This window comes from Luteolibacter sp., from assembly GCF_058122085.1.
Genome location: NZ_JBIKBQ010000190.1, coordinates 1 through 3,435 on the forward strand (window position 1 = coordinate 1; position 3,435 = coordinate 3,435).

Below are 3,435 nucleotides of genomic sequence, written 5' to 3' on the forward strand. Positions count from 1 at the left end.
CATATCATCCATCCATATCCAGAACAAAGATTCAGCGCCCGACTCAAGGCAGGAGCCGTATGAGGTAATTCTTCACGTACGGATCTGCGCGGGGGGCCGTCGGCAACGGCGGTCCCTACCGCAATCCTCGCGGATTCACATGACGGGGACTCATTGCTAGCAGCCGTTTCCGCCGCCATTCAGGCGGGCAAGCAGGCCGTCGGATCACTCGGAAAGGTCATCGCCGCGCACGTTATCGCGCGTCCGCACGAAGAGCTGGTCGCGCTGCTTCCCAAATAAGGCCGGGGCGGAGCCGTCCCGTGGATCACGTGTTAGGAAATGCGGCCGGGACACTTTGCGGGGCGCCGAAGTCCGGCCATTCTTCGGTCTGGCTGCCTTCGTTGCGCATCCACTCGGCCAACATCTCCTCGTCGGACATCGGACGACGCATGCCGCTGGCTAACAGCTCAAAAACCCACTTCTCGTAAACGTCCAGAGAGACCTGCGGAGGCGGCGGGTGGTCGGAAAAATCCGGGAATTCAAGGTCGAGGATGTTCATGGATTCGATTTGATTTTGTCGTAAGCGGCGGGACCGGCATAGCGCTCACAAAGAGCCTTGAACTCCTCGTCAGACACCTTGGTGTGACCATGGCTCAGCAAGAAGCGGATATCGAGTAGATCTTTGTGCTGGCGGGCTTGATCGTCTCTGAGGGCGAAAAGCTTCATTGCGAGAAGCGCCTTGAAATTGATTACCGGCACCTGGTGCGCTTTCGTCTCGGCGAGGTCAGGCTCGGCCATCAAGGCCAATGTGGCGTCATCCACCCAGATCAGATCGATGTAGGGGAATGCGGCGTTTTTACGGCTTTTGAAACGTGACGCCATTCCATCGCTGGTTTTGGTGAAATGCAACCGGTCCATCAGGGCCACGGCTTCGGACTCCTTGGAACGTGGACAAACCCAATCCACATCCAGAGTCAGACGAGCGTAACCGTGGTGACACACTGCCCAGCCGCCAGCGAGCAGGAGCGGAATACCTTCGCGCTCGAAGGATTGATAGAGTGAATGGGCGAACTCGGGGAGCATGGTTGACAATATTGGAATGCTACGGTCACAGACCGCCGCTACAGCAGCCTCGCGCGCAGCAGTTCGGTGACCTGCTTGGGGTTGGGCTTGGTGGCGGCGGCTTTCATGACTTGGCCGGTGAGGAAATTGAGCAGCTTCTCGTTGCCGGCCTTGACGGCGGCGACTTCGGCCGGGTTGTTGGCGATGACTTGGTCGCAGAGGCCTTCGAGCTCGCCGGCTTCGGCGGGTTTGAAACCGAGGCTGTCGGCGATGGCGGCGGGGTCTTTTTCCGGAGTGTCGAAGAGCACGGTGAAGACTTCCTTGGCCTGGTTGGCGGCGAGGGTGCCGTTTTCCATCAGAACGAGGAGGGCTCGGAGTTTTTCCGGGGCGACCGGGCATTCGCCGATGCCGAGGGCGCGCTCGTTGAGGGTTCCTAGCAGGGTGTTGATGATGAAGTTGGCGACTTTCTTGCCGGGGATGGCGGGGTCGGTGACGGCCTCGAAATAGGCGGCGAGGTGCTTGTCGGAGGAGAGCACGGAGGCGTCGTAGGCGGTGACGCCGAGTTGGTGCTCGAAGCGCGCGGCAAGCTCGTGCGGGAGCTCGGGGACGAGTGGGCGGACCTTGGCTAACAACGGCGCGGTTTCGATGGGCAGGAGGTCCGGGCAGGAGAAGTAGCGGTAGTCGTGCGCGTCTTCCTTGGTGCGCATCATCTGGGTTTCGCCGCGGTCGTCGTCCCAGCGGCGGGTGGACTGGATCTGCGGGATGCCGCGGTTGAGCTCCTCGGTCTGGCGCATGATTTCGAAATGAATCGCGCGGCGGATGGCGGAGATGGAGTTGAGGTTCTTGAGCTCCACTTTCTGGCCGAGCGGGTCGGCGGCGTTCTTGCGCAACGAGATGTTCACGTCGCAGCGGAGCTGGCCTTTTTCCATGTCGGCATCCGAGACGCCGCCTTGCTGGAGGATCATCTGGAGCGAGCGGACGTAGGCGAAGGCTTCCTCGCCGGACTCGAGGTCGGGCTCGGTGACGATCTCCATCAGCGGCGTGCCGGCGCGGTTGAAGTCGATGAGAGACGAGTTCCCGAGGTGGGTGGATTTCGCGACGTCCTCCTCGAGGTGGATGCGGTTGAGGCGGACGGTTTTGTCGGGGTTGGCGATGTTTTTGCGGTGATCGGTCGGGTAGCAATGTTCGTAGAGCGGGACGCCGCCACCGATGCAGAGGGGCAGGTCCATCTGGGTGGTCTGGTAGTTCTTCGGCATGTCCGGATAGAAATAGTTCTTCCGGTCCCACTTGGAGATTTCAGGCGAGCCGCAGCCGATCATCAGGCCGGTGAGCAGGGTTTTCTCGATGGCCTCGCGGTTGAGGACGGGTAGCGCGCCGGGCATGCCGAGGCAGACCGGGCAGGTGTGGGTGTTGGGCGTGTCGCCGAAGGAGGTGCGGCAGGCGCAGAACATCTTGGTCTGGGTGTTGACCTGGCAGTGGACTTCGAGGCCGATGGTGACGAGGTAGGACATTTTTCGGGTAGATGCTGAAATTCTGAAAAGCTGAAAGGTCAGAGACTGAGATCCTTGAGGAGTTTTTTTACTTTGGGATCGGCGAGGGCTTTGGTGAGGAGGGGATGGCGCAGGAGTGTGCCGTAATTTCCATCGCGGGCAAGGTTTTGGAGTTCCGGGTCGTTGACGATGACGGCGCGCGGGATGGGCTTGCCGGTCTGGGGATCGATGACGGGGGTGAGCGGTGAGTCGGCTTGGGCGGTGATGAGTTTGGCGAGGGCGAGGCGGGAGGGCTCGGCGAGGGGATCGAGGATTTTGAGCCAACTGGCGGGGACGGCGGCCTCGACGGAGGATTTGAGTTTCTGGCTGAAGCCGTCCGGGGTGGTTTCGGGGATGCCGATGGATTTTTCCGAGTAGGCGCGGACCTCGGCGATGGAGCCGTTGTGATGGACGAGCGTGGCGCCGATGATCCAGAGGAGCGAGGTGGGAATGAGGGCGAGCAGGAGAAGAAACGCCAGCTTGATGACGGAGCGGGGTTTTTCCTCATCGGGGGATTTCCCGAAGGGGCGGACGATGGCTTTGGCGAGCTTGCGGATGAGGAAAAGTGCGGCGAGGAAGGCGGCGACGGGCAGGCCGTTGGTGATCCAGGCGAGGGATTGCCCGGTCCACTCGATGGAAAGGGTGGGGGCCTGCTGCCAGACGCGGAAGCCGATCCACGCGCTGAGGCTGAGGACGACGGTGCCGACGATCATCCGGGTCACCCCGCGCAGCAGCACGAAGCTGGCGCACACCGCGAAGATCACGAGCGCGGCGGTGCCGAGGCTGATTTGTGGGACGGAGTCGGGAGACAAGAGGAGGTGCGAATGTGGCGGCGATCACCGGTCGCCGCGAAGAGGATGAAGAA

The 3,435-nt window shown here is 61.6% G+C and carries 4 protein-coding genes; all 4 read right to left on the reverse strand.

Going from position 1 to position 3,435, the window contains the following annotated elements; all coding sequences use genetic code 11:
* Positions 1–304 precede the first annotated feature (304 nt).
* From AC4DF4_RS18250 to AC4DF4_RS18265, 4 genes are read right to left on the reverse strand one after another with little or no spacing between them, the layout of a single operon-like run.
* A complete protein-coding gene (locus AC4DF4_RS18250) occupies positions 305–538 on the reverse strand; it encodes a hypothetical protein (protein WP_490049528.1) in 234 nt (77 codons plus the stop codon).
* Complete coding sequence (locus tag AC4DF4_RS18255) at positions 535–1,062, reverse strand: nucleotidyl transferase AbiEii/AbiGii toxin family protein (RefSeq protein WP_490049529.1); 528 nt, start codon at positions 1,060–1,062, stop codon at positions 535–537. Before AC4DF4_RS18255 ends, AC4DF4_RS18250 begins: the two co-directional genes overlap by 4 nt.
* Before the next feature lie 38 nt (positions 1,063–1,100).
* Positions 1,101–2,552, reverse strand: coding sequence for an Asp-tRNA(Asn)/Glu-tRNA(Gln) amidotransferase subunit GatB (gene gatB / locus AC4DF4_RS18260; RefSeq protein ID WP_490049530.1), 1,452 nt, complete (start codon positions 2,550–2,552; stop codon positions 1,101–1,103).
* Positions 2,553–2,590: 38 nt separating this feature from the next.
* A complete protein-coding gene (locus AC4DF4_RS18265; protein ID WP_490049531.1) occupies positions 2,591–3,382 on the reverse strand; it encodes a hypothetical protein in 792 nt (263 codons plus the stop codon).
* Positions 3,383–3,435: the final 53 nt, after the last annotated feature.